The organism is Planococcus ruber, from assembly GCF_022819085.1.
GTDB lineage: Bacteria > Bacillota > Bacilli > Bacillales_A > Planococcaceae > Planococcus > Planococcus ruber.
In genome coordinates this window covers 613732-639780 of record NZ_JALHAG010000001.1, presented here as the reverse complement: position 1 = coordinate 639780, position 26049 = coordinate 613732, and the positions used below count along the sequence as shown (strand labels likewise).

At 40.7% G+C, this 26049-nt stretch carries 25 protein-coding genes, 2 pseudogenes and 1 riboswitch; of the genes and pseudogenes, 11 read left to right on the top strand and 16 right to left on the bottom strand.

The window, feature by feature from the left end; genetic code table 11:
• Nucleotides 1-6: 6 nt before the first annotated feature.
• The 4 genes from MTR82_RS03220 to MTR82_RS03205 all read right to left on the bottom strand — a co-directional run bounded on the left by MTR82_RS03220 (nt 7) and on the right by MTR82_RS03205 (nt 4230).
• Complete coding sequence (locus tag MTR82_RS03220; RefSeq protein ID WP_246807686.1) at nt 7-1569, bottom strand: ABC transporter substrate-binding protein; 1563 nt, start codon at nt 1567-1569, stop codon at nt 7-9.
• Between the two features lie 20 nt (nt 1570-1589).
• Complete coding sequence (locus MTR82_RS03215; protein ID WP_052649719.1) at nt 1590-2477, bottom strand: ABC transporter permease; 888 nt, start codon at nt 2475-2477, stop codon at nt 1590-1592.
• A 15-nt stretch (nt 2478-2492) separates the two neighbouring features.
• On the bottom strand, nt 2493-3434 hold the full coding sequence (gene nikB / locus MTR82_RS03210; RefSeq protein ID WP_246807685.1) for a nickel ABC transporter permease: 942 nt from the start codon (nt 3432-3434) through the stop codon (nt 2493-2495).
• A gap of 346 nt (nt 3435-3780) precedes the next feature.
• Nucleotides 3781-4230: an Lrp/AsnC family transcriptional regulator gene (locus tag MTR82_RS03205; protein ID WP_052649716.1), complete on the bottom strand. Its 450-nt coding sequence runs from the start codon at nt 4228-4230 to the stop codon at nt 3781-3783.
• A gap of 451 nt (nt 4231-4681) precedes the next feature.
• On the opposite strand from MTR82_RS03205, the gene pepT reads away from it, so the two are divergent.
• Nucleotides 4682-5941, top strand: a complete 1260-nt coding sequence (pepT, locus tag MTR82_RS03200) for a peptidase T (RefSeq protein WP_246807684.1) — start codon at nt 4682-4684, stop codon at nt 5939-5941.
• Between the two features lie 404 nt (nt 5942-6345).
• Here pepT and MTR82_RS03195 read toward each other — a convergent pair whose 3' ends face one another.
• Entirely contained in the window at nt 6346-6981 is a 636-nt protein-coding gene (locus MTR82_RS03195; protein WP_246807683.1) for a DUF4181 domain-containing protein, read from the bottom strand.
• 746 nt (nt 6982-7727) lie between these two features.
• Here MTR82_RS03195 and MTR82_RS17055 point away from each other — a divergent pair.
• Entirely contained in the window at nt 7728-8021 is a 294-nt protein-coding gene (locus MTR82_RS17055) for a transposase (RefSeq protein WP_279576962.1), read from the top strand.
• Between the two features lie 43 nt (nt 8022-8064).
• Nucleotides 8065-9030 (top strand): annotated as a pseudogene (locus MTR82_RS03190) (IS1380 family transposase); the annotation flags it as partial.
• Between the two features lie 335 nt (nt 9031-9365).
• Nucleotides 9366-9452, bottom strand: a riboswitch (cyclic di-GMP riboswitch).
• Between the two features lie 610 nt (nt 9453-10062).
• On the opposite strand, the gene MTR82_RS03185 reads toward MTR82_RS03190, so the two are convergent.
• Nucleotides 10063-10365, bottom strand: a complete 303-nt coding sequence (locus MTR82_RS03185) for a putative quinol monooxygenase (protein WP_246807682.1) — start codon at nt 10363-10365, stop codon at nt 10063-10065.
• Between the two features lie 263 nt (nt 10366-10628).
• Between MTR82_RS03185 and MTR82_RS03180 the strand changes: the two are divergent.
• Nucleotides 10629-11945: pseudogene (locus MTR82_RS03180) on the top strand (IS1380 family transposase).
• A gap of 238 nt (nt 11946-12183) precedes the next feature.
• Here MTR82_RS03180 and MTR82_RS03175 read toward each other — a convergent pair.
• Nucleotides 12184-12618: an Rrf2 family transcriptional regulator gene (locus MTR82_RS03175; protein WP_246807681.1), complete on the bottom strand. Its 435-nt coding sequence runs from the start codon at nt 12616-12618 to the stop codon at nt 12184-12186.
• A gap of 194 nt (nt 12619-12812) precedes the next feature.
• On the opposite strand from MTR82_RS03175, the gene MTR82_RS03170 reads away from it, so the two are divergent.
• Both MTR82_RS03170 and MTR82_RS03165 read left to right on the top strand, forming a co-directional pair.
• Nucleotides 12813-13682, top strand: a complete 870-nt coding sequence (locus tag MTR82_RS03170; protein WP_246807680.1) for an SDR family oxidoreductase — start codon at nt 12813-12815, stop codon at nt 13680-13682.
• Nucleotides 13683-14163: 481 nt separating this feature from the next.
• Complete coding sequence (locus MTR82_RS03165; RefSeq protein ID WP_246807679.1) at nt 14164-14565, top strand: hypothetical protein; 402 nt, start codon at nt 14164-14166, stop codon at nt 14563-14565.
• Between the two features lie 923 nt (nt 14566-15488).
• On the opposite strand, the gene MTR82_RS03160 is transcribed toward MTR82_RS03165, so the two are convergent.
• From MTR82_RS03160 to MTR82_RS03150, 3 genes are read right to left on the bottom strand one after another with little or no spacing between them, the layout of a single operon-like run.
• Nucleotides 15489-16148, bottom strand: coding sequence for a GAP family protein (locus tag MTR82_RS03160; RefSeq protein WP_246807678.1), 660 nt, complete (start codon nt 16146-16148; stop codon nt 15489-15491).
• A 17-nt stretch (nt 16149-16165) separates the two neighbouring features.
• On the bottom strand, nt 16166-16906 hold the full coding sequence (locus tag MTR82_RS03155) for a MerR family transcriptional regulator (RefSeq protein WP_246807677.1): 741 nt from the start codon (nt 16904-16906) through the stop codon (nt 16166-16168).
• 9 nt (nt 16907-16915) lie between these two features.
• Nucleotides 16916-17065 carry a hypothetical protein gene (locus tag MTR82_RS03150; protein ID WP_246807676.1) on the bottom strand — a complete coding sequence of 50 codons (150 nt, stop codon included), beginning with the start codon at nt 17063-17065 and terminating at the stop codon, nt 16916-16918.
• Nucleotides 17066-17223: 158 nt separating this feature from the next.
• On the opposite strand from MTR82_RS03150, the gene MTR82_RS03145 reads away from it, so the two are divergent.
• Nucleotides 17224-17886: a DUF4097 family beta strand repeat-containing protein gene (locus tag MTR82_RS03145; RefSeq protein WP_246807675.1), complete on the top strand. Its 663-nt coding sequence runs from the start codon at nt 17224-17226 to the stop codon at nt 17884-17886.
• A gap of 614 nt (nt 17887-18500) precedes the next feature.
• Complete coding sequence (locus MTR82_RS03140) at nt 18501-19370, top strand: cation diffusion facilitator family transporter (RefSeq protein ID WP_203334048.1); 870 nt, start codon at nt 18501-18503, stop codon at nt 19368-19370.
• A 276-nt stretch (nt 19371-19646) separates the two neighbouring features.
• Here MTR82_RS03140 and MTR82_RS03135 read toward each other — a convergent pair whose 3' ends face one another.
• Nucleotides 19647-20426, bottom strand: coding sequence for an alpha/beta fold hydrolase (locus MTR82_RS03135; protein WP_279576961.1), 780 nt, complete (start codon nt 20424-20426; stop codon nt 19647-19649).
• A 328-nt stretch (nt 20427-20754) separates the two neighbouring features.
• On the opposite strand from MTR82_RS03135, the gene MTR82_RS03130 reads away from it, so the two are divergent.
• Both MTR82_RS03130 and MTR82_RS03125 read left to right on the top strand, forming a co-directional pair.
• Nucleotides 20755-21402: a DUF6088 family protein gene (locus MTR82_RS03130; protein WP_246807674.1), complete on the top strand. Its 648-nt coding sequence runs from the start codon at nt 20755-20757 to the stop codon at nt 21400-21402.
• A complete protein-coding gene (locus MTR82_RS03125; protein WP_246807673.1) occupies nt 21371-22321 on the top strand; it encodes a nucleotidyl transferase AbiEii/AbiGii toxin family protein in 951 nt (316 codons plus the stop codon). The genes MTR82_RS03130 and MTR82_RS03125 overlap by 32 nt, the downstream gene beginning before the upstream one ends.
• A gap of 245 nt (nt 22322-22566) precedes the next feature.
• On the opposite strand, the gene MTR82_RS03120 is transcribed toward MTR82_RS03125, so the two are convergent.
• From MTR82_RS03120 to MTR82_RS03110, 3 genes are all read right to left on the bottom strand, one after another.
• Nucleotides 22567-22770, bottom strand: a complete 204-nt coding sequence (locus MTR82_RS03120) for a hypothetical protein (RefSeq protein ID WP_246807672.1) — start codon at nt 22768-22770, stop codon at nt 22567-22569.
• Between the two features lie 14 nt (nt 22771-22784).
• Nucleotides 22785-24143, bottom strand: coding sequence for an NAD(P)-binding domain-containing protein (locus MTR82_RS03115; RefSeq protein ID WP_246807671.1), 1359 nt, complete (start codon nt 24141-24143; stop codon nt 22785-22787).
• A 64-nt stretch (nt 24144-24207) separates the two neighbouring features.
• Nucleotides 24208-24654, bottom strand: coding sequence for a MarR family winged helix-turn-helix transcriptional regulator (locus MTR82_RS03110; protein WP_176295252.1), 447 nt, complete (start codon nt 24652-24654; stop codon nt 24208-24210).
• A 99-nt stretch (nt 24655-24753) separates the two neighbouring features.
• Here MTR82_RS03110 and MTR82_RS03105 point away from each other — a divergent pair, with 99 nt between their 5' ends.
• Entirely contained in the window at nt 24754-25251 is a 498-nt protein-coding gene (locus MTR82_RS03105) for a GNAT family N-acetyltransferase (protein ID WP_246807670.1), read from the top strand.
• 31 nt (nt 25252-25282) lie between these two features.
• Here the strand turns inward: MTR82_RS03105 and MTR82_RS03100 are convergent, their stop codons facing one another.
• Together MTR82_RS03100 and MTR82_RS03095 are read right to left on the bottom strand one after the other, a co-directional pair.
• Nucleotides 25283-25450, bottom strand: coding sequence for a hypothetical protein (locus MTR82_RS03100; RefSeq protein WP_246807669.1), 168 nt, complete (start codon nt 25448-25450; stop codon nt 25283-25285).
• 160 nt (nt 25451-25610) lie between these two features.
• Nucleotides 25611-26039 (bottom strand): protein-tyrosine phosphatase family protein, encoded by a 429-nt coding sequence (locus tag MTR82_RS03095; RefSeq protein WP_246807668.1) that lies wholly within the window; start codon nt 26037-26039, stop codon nt 25611-25613.
• Nucleotides 26040-26049: the final 10 nt, after the last annotated feature.

The following is a 26049-nucleotide window of genomic DNA, read 5'->3' as shown; positions in this document are numbered from 1 at the left end:
TTTCCCCTACTCTCTTGTTACGTTATACAAGCTCCATTGCCCGTTTGGATCCATTTGCAATCCTTTGATCGATTGATCCGTAGCAGAAGTTACTACGCCGTGGTACATGACAACCGCCACGTCTTCTTTCAACAGGATTTCGTTCGCCTGGTTCAAGTATTTCTCACGTTCGGCCTGGTCTACAGTAGTGCGGGACTGCTCCACCAACTGATCAAATTCCGGGTTGCTGTACTGCGACATATTGGAAACGCCGACGTTGTCCGAATGGAAGTTCGGGTAAAGCATTTCGGAGCCGTCGCCCGTTACGTTCGACCAGCTTAGGAAAGTAAGGTCGTAATTGCCCGCACGTGCAGTATCAAGGAAGGTTGCCCATTCCATTGTTTCAATTTCCACTTTAAATCCAGCTTCTGTTAACTGGGACTGGACGATTTCAGCCATTTGTACGAAAGTCCCGCGATTTGCGGCAAGCAATTTGACCGGCTCATCGCCAAATCCGTTTTCTTCCACTAGTTTTTTCGCAGCTTCAGGATCATAAGCCGTTGCGCCTGAGCTTGCCGCTTCACTGTATCCAAACAGTTTTGGCCCGATAATGCTGTCGTTTCTTACTGCCAACCCGTTCATCTGTTCAACGATGGCATCCCGATCTACGGCAGCGGCAATCGCTTTACGGAATTCCGGATTTTGCCCGCGTTCCGTGCTGTGGTTTGGAGACAGCCAATAAACCGGCGTTCCTTCTTGTTTCGTCACTTCTACATTTTTAATCGCTTCAATGCGCGACAATTGTTCTCCTGGCAACGCGTCAAGGAAATTAATTTCTCCTGTTTGCAGCATCGAAATAGCTGTTGAAACTTCCGGCACGACTTTGAAAGTCACTTTGCTCAAAGATGGTGCCCCGCCCCAATAATCTTCGTTCTTTTCAAGCACAATTTGGTCGCCGGTTGACCAGCTGACAAATTTGAATGGCCCTGTTCCTACGGGTTCTTTCATCAAGTCTTGTTTTTCATCAGCCGCTGGGGAAATAATAGAAGCATTTGAGTGAGACAATGCCGCTACCATTGAACCGTACGGGTATTTGGTTTTAATTTCGACCGTTGTTTCATCTACTGCGGTAATCTCTTCTACCGGCTCGAGCAGCGAAGCACGCGGTGCTGCAGTCGCTGGGTCACGCAATTTATCGAATGTGTATTTAACGGCTTCCGCATTGAACGGCGTTCCGTCTTGGAAAGTGATGCCTTCTTTTAATTTGATGGTCCAAGTCAATTCATCTGGATTCTCAAAAGATTCGGCGAGTTTTGGCACAAGTTCCAGTGTTTCCGGATCGCGTTCAAACAATGTTTCATAAACTTGTGAAATGACGCTCGATGAAGCGGAATCGTTTGTTAAAGTTGGCGAAAGTCCGACAGCGTCTGTCGTCGAACCGTAAATGACTTCTTGCCCTTCGGCCGGTGCAGTCGAACCTGATGAACCACTATTCGTGTTTTCCGCGCCTTCAGGAATCGTACTTTCTGAACATGCGCTCAATAAAATTATGCCAAGAACCGTTAAAAAAATGATCCAATACTTCTTCATCAATATTCCCCCCATATGTTTTATTCTTGTAAATCCATGTTCGGATCAAGCGCATCCCGCAAGCCATCTCCGAGGACGTTAAATGCAAACACCGTCAGCATGATGGCAATGCCGGGAACAATCGTTAAATGCGGCGATGACCACATGAATGCCTGCCCCTGGGAAATCATGGCCCCCCATTCAGGCGTCGGCGGCTGAGCCCCAAGGCCTAAGTAGCTGAGTGAAGCGGTGGAAAGAATCGCGGTAGCCATCCGCATAGTCGCAAATACGATGATGGGAGCGGACGCATTCGGCAAGATGTGCCGAACCATGATCCGCAAATCGGAGGCCCCCATCGAACGCATTGCCATGATGTATTCCTTCTCTTTAATAGAAAGAACCGATCCGCGCACAATCCGTGCACACGTTGGAATTGACCAGATGCTGATGGCTATTGCCACATTCACAAGGCTCGTGCCCAGAACGGCAATGATCAACATCGCAAGCAAGATTCCGGGAAAAGAAAACAACAGATCAACAAATCGCATAATGATTGCATCTAATTTCCGGTAATAGCCTGCCAGCAACCCAAGAACGATGCCGCCAACCAGGCCCAGCGCAACCGCTATACTTCCGACGACTAACGAAATGCGGGCGCCGAATACGATCCGGCTCCAGACGTCCCGGCCATAATTGTCGGTGCCGAGCCAGTGCTCGGGACTGAACATCGGCAATTCACTGGCAGCTAAGTTTTGCTTGATAGGGTCATGCGACGTAATCATTGGCGCAAACACTGCCATCGCTATTTGCAGCACAACAATGATCAAACCCAAAATGGCCAGTTTGTTTTTAAACAGCCGCTTCGCGGTAGTCACAATATATTTTTCACGTTTCTTTTCTTTTAGTTTGACTGTTTCAACCGTTGTCATAGCACTCCCCCCTTTTTATTCATATTTAATCCGCGGATCAATGTACGTATACACGATATCGACAATTAAATTGACGAGAACGAACAGTGTAGCGACGAGTAGGACCGAACCTTGCACCATTGGAAAGTCACGGGCTGCGATGGCATCAATCATCAAACGCCCAACGCCGTTGATGGCAAATACTTTTTCGGTGATGATCGTCCCGCCAAGCAGGAAACCGAAATTCAGTCCGATCACTGTGATAATTGGGATCATGGCATTTTTCAATGTATGGATCCAAATCACGCTTCTTTCTTTGACGCCTTTAGCACGTGCCGTCCGCACATAATCGGCCCGTATCACTTCAAGCATCGAACTTCTCGCCATTCGGGCAATCATGGCAGCGGAACCGGTGCCGAGCGTAATGGCCGGCAAAATCAATTCGCGAATGCCGTCGATCGTATAAAACGGATGCGCCATCCCCCCGACCGGCAGCCATTGCAGATTGACTGCGAAGACGAGAATCAGCAAAGCGCCCAACCAAAAGTTTGGAATGGAAATTCCGGCCAGTGCAAAAGTTGTCGCTGAGACGTCCAACCATGAATTTTGCTTCAATGCAGAAACCAAGCCCGTCAAAATGCCGATGATCACCGCTACGATCATACTGGCCACGGCCAGCTTCAGCGTATTCGGAAAACGGACAGCAATGGCATCCGCTACAGGTTGAGTCGTTTGGTAGGAGTACCCGAAATCTCCTTGGACAGCGTTGCCGAGATAGCGTGCATACTGAGCGAGGAACGGATCGTCCAATCCTAAATTTGCCCGTATTGCTGCGATATCTGTTTCTGTTGCTGTCGGTCCTCCGATAATAGCTGCCGGATCCCCTGGCGCTATGTACATGGATGAAAATACCAAAAAAGATATTCCTAAAAGCAAGAAGACTAACTGCAGTGTTCGACGAATAATTAGAGAAACCAAAATCTCACCCCCAAAAAACATTTGTAAATCACTTATTTAATTTTGCTTAACAAAAGTAAATAATTTAATAAATCCGATTATAAGTTAAAAGAATATAAAAATCTATAAGAATTTTCGAAAAAGTAGTATTTCCCTATCCTTATACAACATATTGAAGATAAATTTTGAAAATTTCTTACTTATTGTTCGCAAAGCCAGTGGTCTAATAATTATTTGTTAACCCTTTACGAAAGCGCTTCCAAAACATTTCGATTGGCAAAGAAAAAACCTCAAGCGACGGTGAATCGCTTCAGGTTCAACTATTTCTATGCAATTTCGCAGCCCATCCAAGAGAGGCAGGCCGCTTTTATAGTTTGAGTCCATTGCGGCTTTTGAAACGCCGCAAAAGAATATGGCTTTCTACACGCGTGATGCCTTCTAATGCATAGAGCTCTTCATTAATGAATTTTTCTAAATCGATAAAATCATCCACCAGCACATGCATGTGCAAAGTAGAAGGGCCGGTCATCTGATAGCAACTGGCTACACTCGGGTTGTCCGCCAATGCCTGAGCTACTTTAACGAGCGAGGCCGGCTCACAATCCACTTCAAAAAATCCCGAGACTTTCTTGCCCACTTTTTCGCTATTGATCACAACTGTAAACTTTTCTATAACGCCTTCTTCGGATAAATTATGGACGCGCTCCCGAACAGCAACTCTCGAAAGATTTAGTTCCTTGCCAATATCCACATAGGAGCAGCGTCCATTCACTGTCAGAAGTTCTAGTATTTTTTTATCGATCTCATCGAGTTTCATAAAACACCTCTATACTTATGTCTTGATTTGATTATAAGAGTTCCTCTTCCGTTTTGAAAGGCAAAATTTACTTTATTGCCCAATTCGGAACTGAGCAGGCAATTTCTATTGATCCAAATTTTTTTAGGAAAATGGGTTTCACCGCTTCCATGTGCCACTTTGGCGTCTTTTTCTTTTGTAAAATTATAAGAAGGAGAAAATGCTTTCTTTCCAGCGTCTTCTCCTTCTTTTTGTTTAAGCTTCTTCTAATAAAATATCATATGTAAACTTCTAGATATCCAATCAAAACAACTATATGAATACTTCCTACCCGATACCAAACCTTTTAATTACTCACCACTCAGAATACGTGAGCCATCCTGCTGGTTTTTTTCTTCCTGATTCTCAATCAATAATCCCGATAACCTATGCTAAGATAAAAGAGACATAGCTAAGGAAGGGATTGAATCTTTTGAAAAAAGAACTAGTAGATAGATTTATTACATACGTGAAGGTCGATACTGAATCGAATGACAGCATCTCATCTACGCCCTCTACTCCTGGTCAGCTCGTACTGGCAAATATGCTGGTAGATGAATTGATTGAACTCGGGATGGAGGATGTAACCATTAATGAGTTTGGCTACGTAATGGCAACATTACCTGCCAATCTAGAAAAAGACCTTCCTACTATTGGATTTATTGCTCATTTAGATACTTCAGAGGATTTCACAGGAAAGAATGTCCAGCCTCAGATTATTGAAAACTACAACGGAGAAGACATCCTGTTGAATTCAGCTTTAGGTATTGTTTTATCAACGAGCGATTTTCCTGAATTGCCTAGCTATAAAGGGCATACACTAGTAACTACAGATGGCACGACCCTCTTAGGCGCTGATGATAAAGCAGGAATCGCAGAAATCATGACCGCGATGGCTTACTTGATTCAGCATACTGAAATTAAACATGGACCCATTCGAGTTGCATTTACGCCAGATGAAGAGACCTCAAAAGGTCCACGTGAGTTTGACGTGGAGGCTTTTGGCGCTCAATTTGCTTATACCGTAGATGGAGGCCCACTTGGAGAATTAGAATGGGAAAGCTTTAATGCAGCGGAGGCGAAAATTACCATTCATGGGAGAAATGTTCATCCCGGCACAGCCAAAAATAAACTGATCAATTCAAGTAAAATCGCGATGGAGTTAGATCGCATGCTTCCTGTGGGAGAAGCTCCTGAAACAACGGATGGGTATGAGGGATTTTATCACTTGATCACTTTTGAAGGAAGTGTGGAACTTACCACGTTGGAGTACTTGATCAGAGATTTTGATCGAGATAAATTTACTGCGCGTAAAGATTTTCTCACGCAAAGCGTCAGAAAGCTGCAAGAAAAATACGGGGAGCATTGTCTCCAAATTGACATCACGGATGAATACTACAATATGAAAGAAAAAATAGCTCCTGTTTACGAAATAGTGGAGTTGGCCGAACAAGCTATGAAGAACTTGGACATCAAACCCGATATCAAAGCCATTCGCGGTGGAACGGATGGGTCCGTTCTTTCCTATATGGGGCTCCCGACTCCCAACATCTTCACCGGTGGGGAAAACTATCACAGCAAATACGAATATGCCTCCGTTAACAATATGGTAAAGGCTACCTCCGTGATTATCGAGATTGCACGGTTAGTTGCAGAGAAGAACAAACAACCTATTTTCCTCACAAAAATCTAACACCTATCTTTTCATCGTTAGTTTTTTGTTAAGCAGGAACAGAGAATTACGAACTGAACCCTTAATGTATGTTGCAGAAAAAGCAACCTCATATGGGGTTCAGTTATTTTCAGTGCTCTGTCTCTTCCGATAACCTCATGATATGTAAACCTAGTTCCGTTTAGATGAACTCTTACAAATTTCGGGAATAAATACTTGATATAATATTGGTTACGCAGTCAGTTTTTTTCTAAGCATCTTCAATTATTCAGTGTTGTTTCAGTCCTTTAATACCACGATAATAATGAAAAGGCTGTAATTAAGCAAAAACCATGAATTTTTCTGGTTCTGGACAGTATCGCCAACTTAGTGGAGAATTCGACTACCTAATGCTTCAACTTGCCATGCGGTTTGCGCTTCGCTTGTCATTCCACCGTCACTTCCGCAGCAAGAGAATACGAAAAGTCAGCTGGCAGATCGAACGGCATCACACGCACCAAATCTCCTTCCTTCAATTCTTCATAAGTCTCCACTTTCCCCTTGAAAACCGTGGCATCCGTCAAATGCACTTCCTCAATAGATGAATCGCCCCAAAAGCCAGTTGACACCGTTTCCACAGTAAAACTTGCTTCCGCTTTTTCAGTCACGACACCCTCAATGATTCCTAAAAAGAATGAACTTGACTGGATCAGCAAGGCAACCGCAACGAGCCAGACAAACATTTCGCTCAACGTAAAAAGGGATTGCTTCGGGTGCTTGGAAGCTTTCCACTCAAAGTACGCCTCCACTGCATAAGTCAGAATGATAAATACAATGAGATAAACGAGCATGTAAACAATTGAATTCTCTTCGACAATGACATAAAAAGACACTGCCAGCCCTGCAATCAGCAAAATCCCCCGTACAAACCAGTCCACTTTCAAGTGAGTTTCATTTACATAATTATTCGAAAAGAACATCTTCTTCCGCGGCTCGACCTTCAGCCACTTCTTGAGAGTGAATTTAATGATGGCGTTCACTGCGTACACAATGAATAGGAACAGTAATAGCTTAAACCACATATTGTGAACCTCCCTCCACTTACTTTTGCTGAATGATCAAAAAGAACTCCTTATATTGAAAATAGAATGGGAGTGCTTCCTTGTTCTTGCACTGGATAGAAGCAGGCAAAAATTTTTGCTTCCCATACTCCATCTTAACATTTACACAACATTCGGAATTTTATTTTTATTTTTTATCATATCTATCTTTCCCTTCAAACGGTTGTAAAACTATCAGTTCACATTAATATCCGCCACTTAAAAACCTGCAATAAACCTCCACAGAATGTGGCCGTTCGTACAAGTACACTTCTCCAAGCAACAAGGGAAGAAACCTTAATAGGTTCTTTCCCTTCTGATAACTTTGCGATATTTAAACTTATATTCTTTCAAAAGCGCGAATTTATATCCATACAGGATAGCCTTTTGAATGTATCATTTTTTCTAGCAACTCCATTCTTATCTCTCGCTCTTCGAAGATCGGTGAAATAAAGGTGTTGAATGTAACTTAATTAGCATTAAGTTACATTCAACACTCTATAAACGGTTCGTCAAAATCCCTCTTTTTTGAAAAAATGAAACTCAATTGGAAATCAGACAGTATATTCCTAGATTATTCACCAAAATCTTTAAAACACTTCTAATCACATATGTACCAAGCATTCTCTCTATTGTTATCCCTCACCTAAAAAGTGAAAAAGAGTATAAAAAAAGGGAAGCCTCTGTTATGTTTAAAGTGTCTAAACCCAAACATTGGAGGTTCCCTTATGGCTACTTTAAACGAAATGAAAACAAACTTCAACCCTACTTTGAAAATAGGTCTATCCCATGAAAGAATTACTTCGGATGGAGGGCTTATTCTTTATAAAGAGGCCGCACAAAAGATCGGCTATTTCCAATCTCTTCATAACACCCTGCATATTCAAGATAACCGGAATTTCCATGAACATAGCTATCCGTCCGTTGTTGAGCAACTTGTCTTTCAACATCCAGCGGGATATCACCGCGATCACGCTGCGAAACACCTTGTGGACGATCCCACATTTACTCTGGTTACATAAAAGGACTACTTGGCTAGTCAACTAACCCTTAACCCTTTCTAGAACATATGGTGTTCTCACATCCGAAAACATAGACCAAAGCAATGATTTCCTCCTTCAGGCAAGTATCGATGTTCATCAACGTTTAGATCAACAACAGATCACGATCGATGTCGATTCCACGTATTTTCAAACCTATGGAAATCAGGAAAAAAGTGCCTTTAACGTGCATTACAAAACAACTGGATTTCACCCCTTGTTAGCGTTCGATTGTATGACAGGTATGTGTCTCCGTGCGGTTAATCGCTCTGGAGAACAATATACATCGAAAGGGGCGGAAGACATGGTGACAGATATTATCGAAGGATACTTAAACAAGCTTCCGCATATGGATATTCTCGTCCGTGGTGATAGTGGATTTGCCATCCCTTCCTTGTATAAAACATGCGAAGCGAAACAAGTTCATTATGTCATTCGGCTAAAAGCAAACGCAAAACTTCATTCCATGGCGGAAGAAATAAGCCCTGCCCCTTCTCCTTCTTCTGAACATGGGGAGGTTCATTATGATGAATTTGACTATCAGGCAAGTTCCTGGGATCGTCCAAGAAGAGTAGTTGTTCGATATGAAAGGCAAACAAACGAACTTCTCTTTACCCATACTTTCATTGTGACGGGCCTGACTTCCGAGCCAAAGATGATTTTCCGGCTTTACAAAAAACGAGGAGAAATGGAGCTGTTTATTAAGGAAGCCAAAAATGATTTTGGCTGTAAATATACAAGCAGCCATGATTTTACGGCCAACTGCGCAAGAATGATGATCGCCCTCATCGCCTATAACTTACATATCGCTGCGAAGAATCTATTCTTTACTGCCGCGCTTAAATCGTTTCGGATGGGAACGTTTAGAAGCTTGGTAATCAAAATAGGAGCGAAACTTACGAACTCGGGCCGTTATCTTCATTTGAAACTGTCGAAATCCTTCGTCTACCAGGAAGAGTTCTTTAAGACGCTGCGGTTGATCCAAACCTAAAACATTATAAAGTCCCCTGAAATTTTGAAATTCATTCACGTACAAAGGTGAAGTCTGCCCTTTTTTAGGTCAACTCGTCATCAAAGAAGCGTTTCATATATAAAAATCTCATTTTTCTTCTATTGTCCAAGCAAAGAACGTGATACATTCCTTACAAACAGCTGATTTCTTGAAATCCAGGAGATTTTCTTTGATTATTATGGTGCTATGAATAATCTAGGTTTAAAAATGTTCTCATAAAGACAGAATCATCTGCAAGCAGAATTGTTTTCAAATTAAATAGCACCCTTCTCTATAATTCAGGCAAATTATGAAAGGGAAATTACAAGGAGAATCCTGGCGGCCCGGCTACCATGGAGTGAATATGCTGTAGGTCCGTGACTTTGCGTCTTTTACTTTCGTAAAATTTGCCACATTAGGTATATTAGCACGTAGAAATTTATCTATAAATAGCTAATTGAGTAAAATATACTATTTTACTAAAAAATTTTAAAAAATAACTACTAAAATTTTAGAACTATTCTATTATTTATTCATTCATAAATGAGTTTCGATTTCGCTCAGCCATCCATTTTGTCAACGAACGTGACAGGTTAGTGGAAAATCGTTTTAACATATTGAGCGGTGGCTAGAAAAAAAGAGAGCTCAGATATGTAGTAGATAAAATAAGGAGTAAATTTGGTGCAGATTCTCTTGTAAGCGCTGTGTTATATACATCCATCGGTAAGGCCGTGCATCGTTCTAAACTTGTACAAGGCCATAAAAAGTTGCGATTAAGAGAACTTCTTCTTACCCAAATCATTTTAATTTATACTTTGGGTATTAACTGAAACGGTATAAAATAGGTAGCTGTAAATGATTTCTCCTAGTTTTTATTCCATTAATCGGATTAATTGATAAATAAAAAGAAGCGGTTTGTCCGCTTCCCCCCCCTATAGGTGTTCCACTTTATATAGCTCACGCCAAAACTAATAATCAAAAAACTGCCATCCACTGTCTCTGGACAGATACGATGGCAGCGATAATATGACTTTATTTAGGAAGCTTGGAAGCAAGGACGTCAATATTTTCAATCACTGGTGGCTCTGTGAAAAGTTCAGGAGCTTTCTCCATCAATGCCGCAGCCACTTGACCAGAAAGGTGTGCTTGACGACCTGTGTCGTCCGGGAATGCGTCAAAGATGCCGAATGTCGTAGGTCCAAGTCGGATCGCAAACCATGCGATCGTTTCTGACTCCTCCTGAACCACAGGTAAGGCCCCACGTAGGAAGCTTTCAACTTCCGCTTCTTTTCCAGGTTTTGCTTCAAGTCGAACCAATAGCGCTACATTAACCATTTTTCTACCTCCCCCTCAAATTAGAAACTTCATCCATTAATATATCACATAACATTCCATCTTTAAAAGTACACACTTTATTGTTACATAGTATAAAAAAGTATACTATATCCTGAATTATTCACAGATTTTCTAAAATAGGCTAATATCGCCTATCTAATCAGCTTTCTCGTTCAAATTTAATGCATTAAAAAAATGAAAAAAGAATCCACTTCTGATAAAGTTAAATCACCATAAAATAGCCATCAGAAAGGATTCTTATAATGGCTACTTTACCCCAATTAACTCTTGATTTCAATCGTCAAATTAAAGTAGCGAATGATGGAGGTTCTCTTTCCTCTGATACAGGTGAATTCATCTTTAGAGAATTCGATGAGAAAATGGGTTTCTCAAAGACGTTGGCTAAACACTTAAACTTGAAAGATTCCAGAACTTACTTTGTTCATTCAAATGAAAATTTACTTCGTCAAAAGATCTATCAAATGATTGCCGGCTATTCAGAAGATGACGCTGCTGACCAGCTAACGAATGATCCTGTGTTCACCCAAATCATTGGGACACCGACCTTAGCTTCCCAGCCTAGTTTATCTCGCTTTTTTAGACGGTTTGATCAAACATCTATCGAACAATTAGAACGGGCCAATCAAGAGCTGATCGATAAAGTTCATACGTTCAGAGATTCTAAAGCACTTATCTTTGATTTGGATTCAACTCATTCAGATACCTACAGGCATCAAGAGTCAGCGGCTTACAATGCTCATTATGGAACCATTGGTTTCCATCCATTATTCGCTTTTGATGGTGTAACCGGCGACTTTTTGAAGGCAAAGCTGCGTTCTGGAAATGTGTACACTTCTAACGGTGTAATTGAATTTATACAACCACTTATTGAACATTACAACTAGAAATTCCCGGAAACTTCATTATTTGTTCGCGGAGATAGTGGTTTTGCCGTCCCTGCTTTATATGATTTGTGCGAAAAAGAATCGGTTTATTACGTCATTCGACTAAAGTCTAAAGCTCAACTTCAACAGATTGCGGAAGAATACCGTCCTACCTCTTTGCCTTCAGATGTCACAAAGACCGAATGCTATTTTGAAGAAACGATTTATCAAGCGAAGTCATGGTCTAAACCTAGAAAAGTGATTATACAATCGATACGTCCAGCAGGTGAACTGTTGTTTATCCATTCATTTTTTGTGACCAATTTAGAAGTTGCCTTTTCTCCAAAAGATATCGTCCGTGCGTACCAAAAAAGAGGGACGATGGAGAACTATATCAAGGAGGCCAAGAATGGTTTCAAATTCGATCAAATGAATAGTCATTTTTTTCAAGTGAACGAGGTAAGAATGATGTTGAGTCTTCTAGCTTATAACTTAACGAATTGGCTGCGAACCCTTGCTTTACCACCTGAACAAAAGAAGATGCAAATTGAAACTATTCGAACACGACTTATTAAAGTGGCAAGTAAGTTAGTAAAGTCAGGGAGATCCCTACACTTTAAATTATCTTCAAGTTTTGTCTATCAAGACTTCTTTTGGAAGGTGCTTGGCCGAATTCAAAGATTACAGATAGAATAACCTGCTCATTTGACACGTTTTTTAAAATCAGGGTTAATTCCAAGGGAGAAGTCTGCCCAAAAAGGGTAATTTTCAGAACTGAATTCTGAAAAAACTGTATCCAAGAAAAAAATAAACACCATTCTTTCAAAAGAACGGAAATCTAATCGACTTTTGGCTAGAACCATGCCTTTTGACGAAGGTATGAATAATTCAGGTTAAATAAACGAGTATAGAACATTTCTTTAAGAAATCATATCTATCCAATATTTTCTCCAGCAACAATATCATTCATCACATCTTCTAATGTTACATTTTTTAAAACTTTCTCCATTGCCCCTTGTGCGGTCGCAAATATAGGTTCTATAGTATTTTGGATATTCCGGCCAACGGGACAACTAAGCTGTGGATTTTCGTGTATACTGAATAATTCTTTATCTTGAACAACATTTACCGCTTTATAGACATCGAACAAGGTAATATCAGATAGTTTCATTGTAAGTTTTGCTCCTGCAATACCTGGGTGTACTTCGATCAAACCAGCTTTTTTAAGCATGCCCATAAGTTTCCGTATCACTGCTGGATTTGTGTTAACGCTCGAAGCTAAAAATTCAGAAGATGTTATTCCATCTTTATTAAATTCAATTAGAGTCAATATATGAATTCCGACAGCAAATCGGCTGCTAATGGACATTTACCTTCACCCCTTTATAAATTTCTATTTCTATATCTAATATCATGTAATTAATTTAGTTACAAGTTTATTGTATCAAATAGCAGGAAAAAAACAAATATTGCTATTCCTGTTGACAATTCAGTTACAAGTAACTAATATGAATACATGTAATCATTATTGTTACACCAAAAGCGAATTAGGGGGATTGGAAAATGAAAATATTAGTTACAGGGGCGACAGGAAAATTAGGTTCGAAGGTTGTAGAAGCAATATTGAAAACCCTGCCTGCAAGTAAGCTGGCGGTGAGTGTCCGAAACGCCGAGAAAGCAGAAGGGCTTCGTGCCCGTGGAGTGGAAGTTCGTCAAGCAGATTTTGACCACCCAGAAACTTTGGATAAGGCATTTGAAGGAATTGACCGCTTATTGATCATCTCCGCGGATGGCGACAATGAAACAAGAATCCGCCAACATACTAATGCTGTCCAAGCAGCTGAACGTGCAGGAATAAAATTCATTGTCTACACAAGTTTGGCTAACGCTACAGAAAGCGAAAATCTTATGGCGCCGCCTCATGTTGCCACAGAAGCGGCCATTATCAAGACCGGTATTCCCTACTCTTTCTTGCGCAACAACTGGTATTTCGAAAACGAAATCGGAAGCATTCAAGGTGTCCTAGCAGGAGCTCCATGGGTCACTTCTGCCGGTGAAGGCAAAGTGGGCTGGGCATTGCAACAAGATTACGCAGATGCAGCGGCAGCGGTTCTGGTTGGGGACGGCCACGACAATACAGTGTACGAACTTTCAGGTCCTCTTTTAACCCAAGAAGAATTGGCATCTGCTCTTGGTGATATATTGGGTAAAGAAGTGCCTGTACAACAAGTGAGTGACGAAAAATATGCAGAGATTATGAAAGGCTTAGGTTTACCCGATTTTGTGATTCCGATTGTTGTAGGAATCCAAGAAAGCATCCGGAACGGTTCACTTGAAGTGGAAAGCAACGATTTCGAGAAAATTCTTGGTCGCACACTGCCGATCAATGAATCATTGAACCAACTTGTTAATACAATTTCACAAACTAAATGAAATTAAAAGAATCGATATGATGGCATAATTGAGTCTTAGAGTCTCCTATCATATTCAAAAACAAGAAAACATAAAAGTTAATATTTTAAAAACCTATAAAAAATATTTTTTTCAAGCCGAGGCATTCTGCAAAGAATGTCTTTTTTGTTTAGTTTTTTCAACCAATATTTAAACTCATATTTCATTTGCTTCTCATAACTCTCTTGGTATCTTAAAATCTTAATTCCTTTCTCTTTCTTAAGATATACTTAGAGAATTAAGCACAACCATTCGTAAAATTACACTTTTAAAGAAAAAATGGTCAATGCATCTTTACTCTCCTCTGTATTTGAATAGCTTCTGATAACCTCATGATATGTAAACTTGTTTTAAGTAGTATATATGCTCAGTCTTCTAGAAGATTGATGTATTCTATTCCTCCACTCATAATTCAAATAGAGGCTATTGAAAATCTTCATTGTCAATAAAAAGGAGGCTCATTATGATTCATTTAATTGAAGACGAACAATGGAAATTGGTTTTAGAAGAAGAAAATCAAAAATACCGTTTTAAGTTCATCCATAAAAATTTTATAGAAATAACTACAATGCTCATTGAACTAGATAAGAAAATGCTGTTACATACACAGAGGGATTTAACAAAAATCGCCAAAGAAATTGAGAAAGGAAAAACAAAAAGCAAGTACGAATCAATTGAGCTCTTTGAAGATTTAACTGGAAACTTTTTGTTAACACTTAGCTTGAGCGAATACCATAACTTCACTTTACATTTTATAAACTACTCGGCCGATTTCCAATTAAATTTAAATGGGCATTCTTATGAACTGGTGCATTTGAGAGATGCAGTTGACTTAATCATTGAAGAGCAATCTTACTATTCCTAATTTACGAGTTAGATAATTAATTAAAAGTACACTTAAACGAACAAAAAAAGGTAGATGCTGCTTTTAACAGCTTCTATCCTTTCTATAATCCCTCATATGCAAGCCTAAGTCCTGCTAAAATTCGAACTTCAAACCTTATAGAATAGGCTTATGAATGTATCATTTTTTCTACAAAAATCAATTTCGTTGATTTTTAGGAGAGGTCAACGGAATCGGGAATGTGAATGTAACTTAATTTACATTATGTTACATTCAAACAAAAAACTCATTCATCAGTTTACGAGACTAATGGAATGATTTTTTTGTGGTTAAAGATTACATTATTATTTAACCAACAAGCTCTTCAATGCTTGTTTAACAGTAGCCATAGTAGTCAGATGGCTAAAGCTTACTTGTAATTCCCCTGCTTTTCTTGCTAGTTCAGGACGAATGCTGTCTCGGATGAACAAGTTCTCTCTATAGTATATCGTATTTATGCATTGAACTTTAAGCTATCTTTTTCATTCTTTACCTGTTGATTCTCGTTCCTCTATTTTTCGTTTTCGAAAAGCCATTGCCAATAGATCTATTCGATTTGTGATTTCAACGTCTGGAAGACTCTTCTCCAGCACTGTTAAAATCATGTTCAGCTCTACTTCTGTGAAGCTTAAGTACAGTCGGTTTTCTTCATATCAGTCAAATCGAATCGCTGTCATCTTCTCTTCAATTCCTACAATAAGAGTTTTCTTTCTTTTTAAGTATCGAGTTTACTAAATTTCTACCTATTCCTTTTTAGATATGCACTTGTACTTTTAAAACCATAATTTTAAAAAAGAAGTTTTCCTGTACAAGCCGAACTTCGTGAGAGGAAATTTTTAAGTTTATATCACTTCGCCTAATTCAACGCTTAAACATTCATCTTTTACCCTTTTTTACAACTTAGATCATAAGTAATCTAAAGTATTAAAGACTAGTATCAGTCCTACTATGCACATGACCCACGATAAGGTCGAATTAGAACTACTTGTTAATTTATTCATTAGGTGAGTTAGTAGATTATTAATATACTTACCAAAAGTTTTATACAATAAGAAAAAGATTATCGCAGGTGATACCATTATCAAATTATATGAAGCTAAAAGTGATAACCATTGATACATAGGTACGTCATTAGTAGTTAATAAACCAATTGCAGTAAAATATGGGAGTGCTGTTCCTGCTTCAATAAAGAATGTTGTGATACCAATGAATATGATGGAAAGGAAACTTTGATCTTTAGGTATTGGAATATTTTTTTTGTTACTTGGAGAAATGAAAAAACTAGACGTGAATAATGACAGACCTATAATAAAGATAGTCCAGCTAAAAAACCTGTTAAGAAGTATATTCGAGAAAGAATCTATGAAATAATTTGCGCCTACCATCATTACTATTCCCAGTAAAAAATATAATATAACAACTGTGAGTAAATAAAAAAACAATTTCATCAGCAAATTCTTTCTATTATTAGCTAGGATAAGAAAAAGAGTAACGCCAACTATTGTCGGGCTTAGAGTATCTAACAAGGCTAAACCACCTATATAAAGTAACAATTCTATTTGCATTTATTCCTCCAAAATTGCTAAATTTTTTCTAAATAATGATTATAGGCTTGTTGCATAAAATCGAGCACTTTCTGATCGATAGGATAAAGGTTATAGTTATCTGAAGCTTGTGGAGACATCCGAATCTTCCATAATTCGTCTAGAAAGTCATCTTCCCCTCCGTAATCCTCAAGTCTTTTTTCATCCATTCTTCTAATGATATTTTGTATGCGTGAATGACTGTATCCTAATTTCATGTGTTTATTCAATTGCCCAATCAAAGCAATCCATTCTAAGGAATCTGCATCTGTACTCGACATTTTCGGCAACTTGTTCAATACTTCTGCATTTCTTATTCTTAAATCAGCTTTATCGTACGGAGGAATGTTTCGTGATTTCTTCGAATATAAATCCATTAGTTTTTTTATCCTAAAATCTTCTCCGTCGATTACGACCCCGTTTATCAGTTCTCTTAGATTAAATTCGATTTCAGTAAGATCATCTTTCTGGGCTTTAACGTAAGAAAGTTGCTTCATCAGACTAGATGACCAGTCCCATTCCTCTGAATCTAGCATTTTTTTAATCTCTTTCAACTGAAATCCTATTGTTTTTAAAAACTGGATTTGCTGCAGTTTTTTCAGCTCAATACTTGAATATAACCTATGCCCTCCTTCCGTTTTAGAAATAGGCTTCAAGAGATTCATTTGGTCGTAATACCTTAAAGTTCTGACAGATACTCCGCTAATTTTTTTCACTTCATTGATATGCAATAATTTCATCCCAACCCCCTACTTCTTTTCATCACTTATTAAAAAGGTTTTCAACAAATATCCTATCCCCAACCCAATAAGGGCCCCCGGAAAAGCATTATCAAACATTATCCCGATTCCAACTCCGACGATTACACACCCGTATATGATGATATCTTCTTTTTTCAAGTGGAAGCTCCTCCTTTAATTTATTTAAATAGTGAACTACAAGTAACAGTATATAAAATGACGCTAAGTCACTTTCAACCCATTTAAAACAATTAATTCAAAAATGTTGAAAATGACTCGACGTCATCTTTTATACTCACTGAGAGGAGGTTAGTTCCATGAAGAAAAATTTTTTTGTAAGCATAATTTTATTAATCACTCTAACTGGCTGTTCATCAGGAGAAGAAAAAGTAATCACCAACAAGGCTTCTACAGAAGGGATAGAAGAAATATATATCAACTTTAATAGTACAGATGTTACCATTCTACCGAGCACAACTGGAGATTTGGAAACCCATCTCACTGTTTATGATGATGGATCCGATGTAGAAATTGACAACTCACTCAAACAGTTATCGATTAGTTTAGATAGCAACACTGCTCGCCTCTTTAATTTAACGAAAATGCCTAAATTAGAAATTAAAATTCCTGATTATTACGAAGACTTAATTGTGTTAAATGGGTCCTCTGGAAATGTATTTGGAAAGAATCTTGGAAAAAATAAGATCAGGGTAAACACAAGCAGCGGGAATATCAAACTGGAGTTTGCCAAAATAAACAATGATGTAGATTTATCAACAACAAGTGGGAATGCTTCAATTGTTCTTGATGAAAAAGAACCTGATTTACATTTATTGATTACCACAAATAGCGGTAGGCAATCAATCAACCTTCTACTAAATGAGGTTTACCGAAATAACAAAGGATTAGAAGGTACTTTAGGGAACGCCAGCAATAAAATAGAGATTAACACAAGCTCAGGGAATATAAACTTGAACTGACTATTTCACTTTTGATACATTTCACTCAATCACAAAGTAAACATTTTCATTAAGTTTTGTTCACTCAAATCACTAGATACTTAAATTAAAGATCTTCTAACCTCTGTCCTAATTTTGTTAAGCTCTAACTTTGAAGACACCCTATCTAAAGATTCTATATTTCGATTCCTATATTACTTTTCTTCATGCAAGTTAAAAAGCTGGTCCATCTTAAACCCATATTTCCGTTTAAATATTCCCACCCCATATTTAAATCATATAGGTTTATAAAATAGCCATTTATCGAAGGATACTTATACAAATCAAAGGGGAGAGTAGATGCTAATTAAAACACATCTTCTCTCCCCTTCTATTATTCAGCTACCGATAATCCCTCATATGTTAACTTTTTTTATATACCGATAAATCTACCTCTATACATTTAAAAATAGGCTGAAAGGCAACTAAGAAAAGCTATCACGTTAGATTTCACAAGGATTTGGAGTGTCTTTCCTTATTGAAACTTTCTTGCCCTACCTCCCTCCTTATGCTATGCTGAAAAACCTTTGCTGTAGACCCACTCGATAAGCGGCTGTTATCATATTCAAGTGACTTTGAAAGTGGGGGAATGAACTATGGAACAAGAAAGATATGATAATTTAAAGCTGGGGGAAAAGGGTGCGATCATTAGTATTACCGCCTATATTATCTTATCTGTACTCAAGCTGTTTATTGGGTACATAGCCGATTCGGCAGCCCTTACAGCAGATGGATTCAATAATGTGACCGATATCGTCGCTTCTATAGCAGTTTTGATTGGATTGAAATTTTCCCAAAAGCCCGCAGATGATAATCATCCGTATGGACATTGGCGAGCTGAAACAATCGCTGCATTAATTGCCTCTTTCATTATGATGGCAATTGGCTTGCAGGTAGTCTATGCGGCTATCACTTCTGTTTTTGCCGGACGCCACGAAGCTCCCGATCTGCTTGCAGCCTGGACGGGCGGTTTTTCTGCAATTATCATGTACTTTGTCTACCGATATAACATAAAGTTGGGTAAAAAAATCAACAGTCAGGCAGTCCGTGCTGCAGCAAAAGATAACCTTTCCGATGCCTGGGTAAGCATCGCGGCAATGGTTGGAATTATCGGTGCTCAATTTCATTTGCCATGGCTTGATACCTTGACAGCCGTACTGGTGGGCTTCTTAATTTGCAAAACCGCATGGGGAATTTTTTGGGATGCCACCCATGATTTAACGGATGGGTTCGACAAAAATTTGATTGAATCATTTAAAGAAACCGTCTTAAGCGTTTATGGTGTCACAGGAGTCAAAGACATCCGAGCCAGAAACTATGGCAATCGTGCGGCAGTGGATATTGTTCTGCTTGTCCGGTCCGATTTGGATATTCGCGTTGCTCATGACATTTCAACAAAGGTGGAAAAAGAATTGATGAAGATGTATGATATCTCTGCTGTTCATGTGCATGTGGAACCAAATTAGTAGAAAAACGCTAAAGATTCTAACTCTATAAGAGATTTCCTTAATAAAACAACTTTTCGAGAAATCTTAGTATTTCGCTGATTTAAATTGCTGCTTAAGGAGTAGGATTTAAAGAAGGACACTTGAAACATCAAAAAGGAAGAGAAAATGCTCTAATTGGCAGCTTCTCTTCCTTTTTTCTTCATTAGATGTATAGTTTATCTCTGCCGATAATCTGATGATATGTAAACTCTAATTTTAGTTAGTGCCTCTTGGACAGCAATAAGGTAAAGAAAATTATTTTATAGATATGGCATCATGTGGTAAAACACTATTTTCCAGCCAGTTTTTAATCATTTGATTAAAATAACTCGGGTTTACTAGAGATATGCCATGACCTACACCAGGTATAATGATTCCTATACAATTTGGATTTTTCGACAAGATGTCCATAGCTGATTTCTTCATTAGTCCTTTTTCTTTCTCTCCAACAGTAACTAGCACCTTGCCCATTGTTTTATCAAATTCATCAGGTATCTTGAATGACATATTTTCTTCTAATATTCGAATAAGAGTATCTGAACTCATTTGAGAACTCTCTTTATAATACTTTTCAAAATCTCCTTCCTCAATGTACAGCGTTTTAGATTGAAGCTTTGAAAAATATCTATTTTTCACTAACGGAAGTGTAATTTTGATAGATGGTCTGATCATTTTTCGTACAAACCCATTCGGTCTTACTAATGCACTATTGATAATAGCGCTGTGAATTAAACTTGGATTCATACTCAACATTTGAATAAGTACTTGTGCACCCAATGAAAAACCAATAACAATTATTTTCTTACCATTAGCTAGCTTCTCTATTAACTTAGCAATATCCTCTGCGCTTTTTCGAATGGAAAAGTATTCCGCATTCTTACTCTCCCCTTGTTCTGGTAAATCGATGGTGATGCAATGATAGTCAGAAAAATATTGGACTTGTTTAGCCCACATCCAACTACTAACTCCGCCACCGTGTAAAAATACCATTAACGGAGCATTCTTATTTCCATACTCTTGATAATATAATTTCAATTAATCCACCTCCTTAAATATTTTTTAATCAATACAATAAGTTATGAAAATTCAAAAACTTATTACCAAGTACTATTTTACATTAAATTTACTTGTTAGTATGATTCCTTCCATAATCTTAAAGCGTTCGTAAAAGTACACTTTTACGAACATATCAGGAGAAAATGTAGCTCTAAATGGCCATATCTCTCTCCTCTATTTTATTAACGAACTATCCCGTCACTTAAAAAAATAGAAGTTCTCCTTTGGGTTTCAGCCATATCGAGTGTAACGTTTTTTGAATTTTATTTTTTAAATATGTTACAATATAGGAAAGAGGTGAGTACCGATGGAACTTTATCAATATCTATTAGATGAATACGGATACGATGAACCTATTCTCACGGAGCAACTAAAAGAGGAGCTCAAGCTGAATCCAAGTACCCTCAGGCAGTATATCAAGCGCCTTTCTGACAAAGGTCTGCTGGCGAAAGTCCAGAACGGCATCTACTTCATCCCAAAAAAGAAACCGCTGTTCGGCTCAGCTGTGCTAGATACAGACCAGATTGTGCGAAAAAAATTTTTAGAGGATCGGGATCGTATCATCGGTTACAAGTCAGGTACCAATTTCGCCAATGCTTTGGGCCTGACTTCCCAAACAGCAGCGGTTGCGACCATCGTGACAAATAATGCTTCCGCCGCCAAGCGGGAAGTAAATGTCTACAAAAAAAGGTTCATCATCCGAAAACCAAGAGTAAACGTGAATAAATCCAACTACAAGCTTCTTCAAGTGCTCGACCTATTGAATAATTATGAGCAGTACAGTGAAAAACCGCTTGAAGTGGTGAAAGAGAAAATCTTGTCCTATCTAGAGGGCGTGTCATTGAATGAACGGGAAGTGAAGGAATATCTCGATGTGTACCCGATAAAAACAAAACTGAGAGTATATGAATTGGGGTTATTAGATGCGATTGCACGAAGAGAACGAGTTGTTTAATGAGTTGGTCCGGTCAGCGGCTGCAGCGTATGGACTGCAGAATTTCCAGATTGAAAAGGATTATTATGTGTCCCTGCTTCTGAAGCGGCTGGTTTCCGTCTTCCCTGGCGTTGTATTTAAGGGCGGAACCTCCCTCTCGAAGTGCTACGATGTCATCAAGCGTTTTTCAGAAGACCTAGATCTCAGCGTTCCGCTTGGAGACAACAATAAGCTGCCGAGAAGCGAAAAAAAGAAGCTGAAAGCGGCGATCGAATTTGTGATTGAGGACCTCGGATTTTCCCTGCTTAATCCGGATCAGATTCGATCAGGCCGGGAGTTCAATGAGTATGAAATTGCCTATCGAAAAGTATTTGAAGGTGACGATGAGATGTCCCCTCACATCCTTGTGGAAACGAATGTCGCCTATAAGCCCTTTCCATTCGAACAGCTTGGAGTAAGCAATTACATCACGAAGTTCGTTATGGCTGCAGAGGGCGACGAAGCGGAAAAAGAACGGTTTTTGGATGAATACGAGATGAGACCATTTGCGGCGAATGTGCAGACGATCGACCGGACGTTTCTTGATAAAATCTTTGCCATCTGCGATTATTACGAAAAAAAAGAAAGTACTCGCTATTCAAGGCACCTATACGATCTGCATATGATTGAAGGAAGTGGATTCGTCGATGCAGCAGGATTGAAATTACTAATTCCTGAGGTGATCGAGATTCGAAGAGATGGTCGGGACACGGCTTCCTGTCAGCCTGGCTATGAACTGATAAAGACATTGAATGAAATCATTAGCACCGATTTCTATAAGCAGGACTATAACCGCAATACGAAAACGTTCCTGGCTGAAGATGTGTCTTATGAAGAAACCATCGATAGCTTGAAAAAAATTATCGACAGCGACTTTTTACCAACTGTCATCCAAATATAAACGCCCAACCAGCTAACTGGTTGGGCGATTTTTGTCGAAAACCATGAAAGCTATAGTCTTTAGCCAGTTATCGAAAAGACCGGAGTTCCTCATTCTTTTTGAGCTTCAGTGAACCGCCCGATTTCATTAGTAATTGATTCTGCTTCCGATAAGGGGTCATATGTAAACTTCAAATAGTTAGAACAAAGTAAGAAAAAGCGCCTGGAGACTGAATCTCTTAGACGCTTCTTTTCTATATATATTTTTTATCCTTCTTTGCTCAAAGATTTTACCGCAACTTGAAAGCTCTCGTAGCTCTCTGGTCCAAACATTTCCGGATTCCCCTGGAAAAAGGTTGTCAGCATGAAATCCCGTGCGCAATCGACGGTGCATTGGCGCGGGTTCATGATAAGGGATAAATAGGAACGGAAATAGTCGGGCTGCAAACGCCCTCCGTGATTCACGGTCATCTGTCATCTCTCCTTTAGCAGCAGCCCGAACTGCCGGCTGCAACCGGTTGTGTGCCGTTCGGAGAAAGGTTGACGCTGCAGACGCCGGTTTCCGGCAGATCCAATTCCACGTTCCGGGCGGCCTCGAAATCTCCCGTGAGGTACGCGACGACGGAACGGACCTGTTCGTATCCGGTGGCCATCAGGAACGTCGGCGCCCGGCCGTAGCTCTTCATGCCGACAATGTAGAAATTCTTTTCCGGTTGCCGCAGTTCCCGTTCGCCGTGCGGACGGACCGTGCCGCAGCTGTGAAGGTTCGGGTCAATCAGCGGTGCCAATGCATCCACACTTTCGGTGGCCGGATCAATGCTGAGGCGCACTTCACGCAGGAATGAAAAGTCCGGTTGGCTGCCGGTATTGACGATCACTTCATCGAGTCCATCAATCGAATGGTTTGCTTCCTTCCATTCCCCTTCCAGCGTCAACGTTTCCCCATTTCGGTTCACGTCATAAATTCGATAAGGCGTGTAGACATCCACTTGGCCGGAATCCACCAACTGATGAATCCGGGAACCCAGTTCGCCCCGTGCTTGGAGCGCATCGTTCGCTTCTCCTCCATAAGCGTCTTCCACGTGGTTCTTGCGCAGAATCCACGTGATTTTCGAATCGGGCAGTTCAGCCAGTTCCAGGATGGTATTGATGGCGGAATGGCCGCCGCCTACCACCGCGATCGGCTTTCCGCTGAACCGTTCACGATCCTTTCCTTGGACATCCGGGATGCCGTAATAGATGTGCTGACTCAGCTTCTCTTCGTTTTTCGTCGTTATGCCGCCGGCACTTAACGAGTTCGGCTGTCCCCAAGTTCCCGTAGCGTCGATGATGGCTTTCGCTTCGATGCGCTGGGTCGTTTCTCCGTTTTCTTCTAGATAAAGGACAAACGGCAGGTTCCCCCGACCAGCGGTCTTCATTTTGTCTTGGCCTTTTCGGCTGATGCCCCGTACCCGGGTGTGGAGTTGGATAAAGGGCTGTATAACTGGCAGCTCTGCCAGTTTCGTCAAATACTGGTCGACGAGCTCCTTGCCTGTGGGCAATTCTTCCTCGACCGGTGCTTCCCACCCCGATTGTTCCAGCAATTCCCGAGCGACTTTGTCGATGTTGTACTGCCAAGGGGAAAACAGGCGGACATGTCCCCATTGCAACACGTGATGGCCGATAGAGGTCCCTGCTTCAAGCACCCGGAACTTCTCTCCAGCTTTTGCCAGATGCGCGGCTGCGGCCAATCCAACCGGACCGGCCCCAATGATAACGATCGGCAGCGCATTCGTTTCTTTTTTCGGTAAGTCAAACTGGATGGGAAATACCTTCGGTGAACAACAAGCTGCTTGCGTGTTCATATAACTTCCTCCTTTGGTCGTTCTATAATAAAACTTGATTTTTGCAAGTATTAATTCCGTTCAGTTAAAACATGGGCTTGCAACAGACCGTTGACTTGGCCATGGCTTGGTTCAGCAACTGCATCGATTGCAAGACAATTTCGCGTTCGAATTCATTCAAGTGCGAGAAAATCTCGTCCAGATGCGTCTCGATGCCTTCTTGGATCACCGTGGCCGCGAATTTCCCTTCGGTTGTCAGTTGCAGGACATAGATGCGTTTATCGGCTTCCGACGGTGACTTCGTCACCAGGTTCATTTTAATGAGCGTCTGGATCTGGCGGCTGAACGTGGACAAATCGGTTGCCAGGGCGTCTGCTACTTCCTGCATCGAAGGCGTTTGCCGTTTGTCGATTTCGTACAGTATGTGGCTTTGCACCAAGCTGATTTCCATGTCTCCGACCATGCAGCAGTTCTTGTTCAACAATCCGAACCGCTTAACCATGCTTTGAAACAATTCTCGTTTGTTTTCCATGTTCAACACCTCATCCATAGCATACAAATAATACTTGCATTTTGCAAGTATTTTCTCTATCCTATTAAAAACAATAAGGAAATTGAGAGGAGTTGGATTATGCACCGCATCATCCGAACATTCGCAACAGCGGATTGGCCTGCCGTGAAACGGATTTACGAAACCGGACTGGCCACCGGTCTGGCTTCGTTTGAAACTGAAGCACCTTCTTATGAAAAGTGGGCCGACCAAACCGATTCAACGTGTCGTTTGGTACTGGAAGAAGGGCAGCAAATCATTGGCTGGTGTAAAGTGTCGGCTGTTTCAAGCCGCCAAGTATACAAAGGGGTCGGAGAAGTCAGTGTCTACGTTGATCCGGCCCACAAAGGCAAAGGAATCGGAATGGCCTTATTGCAGGCATTAATCCGCGCTTCCGAAGCACAAGGCTTTTGGACCTTACAAGCCAGCATCTTTCCAGAGAATCACGCCAGCTTGCAGCTCCATTTGAAGAACGGTTTTCGGGAAGTCGGCCGCCGGGAACGCATCGGCCAACGCGCTGGCGTATGGCGAGACACGATTCTCCTAGAAAGAAGAAGCCAAGTGAATGGATGGGCATAAAAAAAGAGCTCACCCATGAGCTCTTTTTCATCTAGCACCCGGTGGGTGCGCCAATCATGACCAGACCGGCTTGTTCTCCCTGTTCCTCGAAATCCAAGGTCAGGTTGTCTGCGATTTCTTTTGCTTCCGGGGCAACCGCCATCCGGATGCCGTTAACGTCCAGTACTTCGTCTGTCGCTTCCGGCGCATCCAACGACATGCCGATCTACGGTCCACAGCAGCCAGCGACGGCGTGAATCCGCAGCCCTTCCGCTTTTTGCTCGTCCAGGATGGACTGGATGTATTGTTTGGCTTCATTGGTGATCATCATGGGTAAGATCTCTCCTTTTGGGTTTAAGTTTTATTTATTCTAGCACTCTTCAGGCATCGGGGAAAATCCGCTGAAGGGACTCTTTCAACGCCGGTTTCACGTTGATTTTCTGGCGGACGGACGTGGCCTGGGCTTCCGCTTCTGCGATGCTATCCGCTTGCCCAAGGGATAACAGTGTGCCAATGGCCACCGTGCCGGTGCGATTGCTGCCGCCTGCACAGTGGAAATAGATTTTTTTGCCGTCGTTGTAGGCGTCCACCACTTGATCAATCGCTTTCTTGACCGATTCATCCTGCTGGTTGTCGGAATCGTCTACGATGGGGCTGTGGACCCGGAGGTATTCGTACTCCCCTTCGGTCACTTCTGCCCGCAAATCCACCACCAAGTCAATCTGTTCGGTGTCGACTGCGTCTTTGGCATCCGCTGCGCCGCCAATAAAAATGCGGTTCTTGACCAGTTCCTGATAATTTTTGCTCATGGTGTTACCA